Annotated in this window: 3 protein-coding genes; all 3 read right to left on the bottom strand. The window is 69.3% G+C overall.

The window, feature by feature from the left end; translation table 11 throughout:
* Positions 1-2426, bottom strand: a 2426-nt coding sequence (gene alaS, locus HUV06_RS14715) for an alanine--tRNA ligase (protein WP_174302001.1), incomplete at its 3' end; no start/stop codon positions are given.
* 65 nt (positions 2427-2491) lie between these two features.
* Entirely contained in the window at positions 2492-3016 is a 525-nt protein-coding gene (locus HUV06_RS14710) for a GNAT family N-acetyltransferase (RefSeq protein WP_174302000.1), read from the bottom strand.
* Positions 3013-4386 (bottom strand): carbohydrate porin, encoded by a 1374-nt coding sequence (locus HUV06_RS14705; protein ID WP_174301999.1) that lies wholly within the window; start codon positions 4384-4386, stop codon positions 3013-3015. The genes HUV06_RS14710 and HUV06_RS14705 overlap by 4 nt, the downstream gene beginning before the upstream one ends.
* Between the last annotated feature and the right edge of the window lie 337 nt (positions 4387-4723).

Here is a 4723-nt window from a genome sequence, read left to right as displayed (position 1 = left end):
CCCCGGCCGTCGACGCCCTCAAGCACCCGCCCGATGAACCTCACGCCCCCGATCTCCTCGACCTCCCAGGCCGCCCCACCCGCACCGCCGGACAGGGCCAGCTTGCGCCGGGCGTCGGCCAGTTCGCGCTCTAGCCGCTTGCGGTCGGCCGTGAGCGCCTCGACCCGGGCGATCACCTCCGACGGCGGGACCTTGAACTGCGCAGCCAAGCTCTCCGCGACGTAAGCCCGGTCGAGCAGGTGGCGACGCGCCGCCTCGCCGGTCAGGGCCTCCACCCGGCGCACACCCGACGCGATGCCGGTCTCTGCGATGATCTTGAACAAGGCGATGTCGCCGGTGCGCGCCACGTGGGTGCCGCCGCACAGCTCCACCGAATAGGCGCCGTCGCCCTCGAGCGACCGGCCGAGCGTCAGCACCCGCACCTCCTCGCCGTATTTCTCGCCGAACAGGGCGACGGCCCCCGCCTCTATGGCGGCGGCGGGGGCCATGCTTTCGGTCCGGGCGGGCAGGTTCTGGCGGATGACGGCGTTCACCTCCGCCTCCACCCGGTAGAGCTGCTCAGGCGTGAGCGGCTGGCCGTGGCTGAAGTCGAAGCGCATGCGCTCGGCATCCACCAGCTGGCCCTTCTGCGCCACATGACCGCCCAGCACGTTCTTCAGCGCCGCGTGCACCAGGTGGGCCGAGGAATGGTTGGCGCGCGTGCGGGTGCGGGCGTCTCGATCGACTGTCAGCTGAACCCCATCGCCGACGGCCAATGTGCCCGAAGCGATGTGGATCGTGTGGACGAACAGGTCGCCGGCCTGCTTGTGTAGCCCAACCAGTATCCCCCGTCCGCCCGGCCAGGAGATCGTGCCGATGTCAGACGCTTGGCCGCCGCTCTCAGCATAGAAGGGTGTTCGGTCAAACAGCACTTCGACTGTGACGCCGTCCTCGCCATGTGCCGTCACGAAGTCGAGCTCATCGGCTTCGCGTACGATGGCTACGACTTGGCAGCTCAAATCCCACTGACTGTAGTCCTGCTCATACCCACAGAAGTCTGTGGGGCCGAGGCGGTCGCGGAGCTTGAACCATTCCGCGGTCTGCGCCCGGTCGCCAGAGCCGGACCAGGCCTCGCGCGCCATGGCCTTCTGCCGGTCCATGGCGGCGTCGAAGCCCTCCAGGTCCACAGTGATCCCCCGCGCCCGCACCGCGTCCTGGGTCAGGTCGAGCGGGAAGCCGTAGGTGTCGTAGAGCTTGAACGCCGTCTCGCCGGAGAGCATGCCGCCGCTCCCCAGCCCGCTCGTCGCCTCCTCGAGCAGCCCCATGCCGCGGCCGAGCGTGGTGCGGAACCGCTCCTCCTCCTGGCGCAGGGTCTCGGTGATCAGGGGCGTGGCGCGGACCAGTTCCGGATAGGCCCGCCCCATCTGCTCCACCAGGGCCGGGACCAGCCGCCACATCAGCGGCTGGACGGCGCCCAGCAGGTGAGCGTGGCGCATGGCGCGCCGCATGATCCGGCGCAGCACATAGCCGCGGCCTTCGTTGGAAGGCGACACGCCGTCCGCCACCAGGAAGGATGAGGCCCGGAGATGGTCGGCGATCACGCGGTGGGAGAACTTGGCTTCGCCTTCGGCTGCAACGCAGGTCAGCTCGACAGAAGCCGCGATGAGAGCGTGGAACAGGTCGACATCGTAGTTGTCGTGCACGCCCTGGAGCACGGCGGCGATCCGCTCCAGCCCCATGCCGGTGTCGATGGAGGGCCTGGGCAGGGCCTCGCGCCCGCGGTCGCCCGCGAACTGCTCGTACTGCATGAAGACCAGGTTCCAAATCTCGATGAAACGGTCGCCGTCCTCGTCTACCGAGCCGGGCGGGCCGCCGGGGATCATCTCGCCGTGATCGTAGAAAATTTCCGAGCAGGGGCCGCACGGCCCCGTGTCGCCCATGGACCAGAAATTGTCGGAGGTGGGAATGCGGATGATCCTGTCGTCGGACAGGCCGGCGATCTTGCGCCACAGGCCGTGCGCCTCGTCGTCCTCGGCGTAGACGGTGACCAGCAGCTTGTCCGCAGGGAGGCCGAACTCGCCCGTCACCAGCTTCCAGGCCAGCGAGATCGCCTCCTCCTTGAAGTAGTCGCCGAAGGAGAAGTTGCCGAGCATCTCGAAGAAGGTGTGGTGGCGCGCCGTATAGCCGACGTTGTCCAAGTCGTTGTGCTTGCCGCCTGCGCGCACGCATTTTTGCGAGGAGGTCGCCCGCGAGGCCGGGCGCTGTTCGGCGCCGGTAAAGACGTTCTTGAACGGCGCCATGCCGGCATTGACGAAGAGCAGGCTGGGATCGTTCTGCGGAACCAGAGGCGCGGACGGGACCACCGCGTGCCCCTCGGCCGCGAAGTAGTCCAGGTAGGCGCGGCGAATGTCGTTGAGGGATGTGCCAGTCGTGTGCGGGGCGGGCATCAGGCGATTCCGGAACGGCGAAGCTCGCCTGATATAGAAAACCTCCTCCCCTCAGGCCAGCGGCCTTACGCAGGCGCAGGCCGCTCGAACAGGGTGGTGGCCGCACCCTTGTAGAGCGTTTCAGCGTAGGGCCGATAGCCGCATCGCCGCGCCACCGCGATGGAGGCGAGGTTGGCGGGCGTGATCATGCACACGGTGCGCCGGCGGAGCGCCGCATCGGCCCAGGCGTGCGCGGCGGCCAGCGCCTCGCCCGCATAGCCTCGGCCGTGCATGGCGCTGGCCAGAGCCCAGCCGGCCTCGGGCGCGTCGCCGAAAGGAGGGTCCAGCTCACGCCTGAAGTCGGCGAAGCCGAGTTCGCCCACGAACGCCCCGCCATCGCGCTCGCGCACTACCCAGTATCCGTAGCCCAGCAGGACCCACATGCCCGCCGCGCGCAGCAGCCGCGTCCAGACCTCCTCGGCCGTGAACGGCCGCCCACCGATGTGGCGCACCACCTGCGGGTCGGCCCACATGGCGGCGAAATCGGGCAGGTCGTCGTGGGCGTGGGCGCGCAGGACCAGCCGCTTGCTGGCGAGGACGGGAGGGTTCAAGGCGCCATGCCCTGGATGTGCAGCCGCACGCCGATCACCGAGACCGGGCCCCGCACGCGGTCGTAGGCAGGGTTCTGGACGTACTGGTAGTCGAGGCTCACATGGGCGAAGCCGGTGGCCTTGAGGCTGTAATAGGTCTCAAGAATCCGTTCGGTCTGGTAGTGCGGCAGCTGGCCGTCGCCGATCAGGATGCCCAGCCCTCCGGCGGCAAGGTAGGTCCGGAAATCTCGGGCGATGTCGTTGACGACGCCGGCCACGCCAACTGTATCGTCCGGGCGCCCCCAGCGCTTGCCCTGCAGCGACAGGCCGAACGCGGCCGTGCGGTCGATGTCGGTGAACTCGTAGGCCTGCTGGTGGCCGTCGGCGTAGCCGGCGCGGAGGAAGACGCCGGCGTCTTCGCCCACCGGCTGCTCCCAGTCCAGGCTGGCGCCGGCATGGCCGCGGTAACGGCGCACCACGGTGAGGTCCGGCGTGCTGTCGGTGGCCGCCCCCTCGCGGAGCGCGTCGGCGAAATCGCCGTAGCGGGCCCGGTTCTCGAACGCGGTCAGGCGCAGCTTGCCCTCGCGGCCGGCCAGCCGGTAGCGGCGCTCCAGCTCGCCCACCAGCTCGTACTGGCTGAAGTTGCTCTCCAGGTTCTCGCCGTTGGGGACCTTTGACATGCTGAAGCCGCCGCCCCGCAGGGTCCAGTCGCCGACGTACCATTCCAGTGTCGACCCGTAGCTGTAGCCCCAGGCGTCGGCGGCGTAGTCGAAGGTGCCGGTGTCGATGATCGACCAGTTGAGGAAGTCGCCCCGAGGGTCGTGGGCATAGGCGTTGGTGTCGAACACGTCGCCCACGCCGATCTTGCCCGCGGTGAAAACCAGCCGGTCGTGGGTGTGGTCGCCGGCGAAGGTGAACAGGTCCGCATCGGTCTTCTCAGCGGCGCCGCCGAGGTCCAGCGTCTGGCGGAAGAACAGCCGCTGCAGGCGGATGTAGGGCGTGGCCTGGCCGACCTTGTAGGCCTCCCCGCTCAGAAAGCCGGCGGTCCCCAGCGTGTCGCTGAGGCCGAAGCCCTGGTCGATCTCGGGGCTGATCCAGATCTCAGCCCCCTTCCAGGGGTTCAGGCCGCCGTAGAGGGTGAGGTCCACCGTCTCGCGACTCTGGCTGGCGGGCGACAGCGAGTTGGCGCCGCGGAAGTCGCCTGGCACGCCGGAATCGGACTGGTCGACGACGGTCGCCTGTGTGTTCAGCGCCCAGATCGAGTCGGACTTGGCGGGCTCCTTGGGCATGTCGGCCGGCGGCGACGGGGCCTGTGCGAGCGAGGCGAGCGGGGTTGACGCCGCCAGGACCGTGGCCGGGATGAGCGCAAGCGATCGCCGCAGAAGCCCCATGCCGCCCCCCACACGTCCGCCCCGGATCCGCCGCGCCTTAACAGGTCGAAATCGAGCTGTCTTGCACCCCGGGATGAACCTGCCCGGCCGGTGGGGTTCGGCTGCGGTTCATGTCCCGGCCGCCACAGATGGGCGTTGAGACGGAACGTGATGGCCCGTGCAGGAATTTCGACACCATGATCAGACTGAAGCTTAGCGGCCCTTCCCAACTGGCCCTGGCTTGCGCCGCCACGGCCCTGCTCGCCGCCGGATGCAGCCGCGGCGGCCAGACAGCGGCCACCACGGCCCCCCCGCTCGACGCCCTGCCCCTGACGACCGGCGCGACCGCGCCCGCAGC

It is taken from the genome of Caulobacter sp. S45 (assembly GCF_903642205.1).
GTDB lineage: Bacteria > Pseudomonadota > Alphaproteobacteria > Caulobacterales > Caulobacteraceae > CAHJWH01.
This window is presented reverse-complemented; position numbering and strand designations above follow the sequence as displayed.

Coding starts and splice junctions, on each gene's coding strand:
- HUV06_RS14705 (WP_174301999.1), bottom strand. CDS start 4,386: ATGGGGCTTCTGCGGCGATCGCTTGCGCTCATCCCGGCCACGGTCCTG.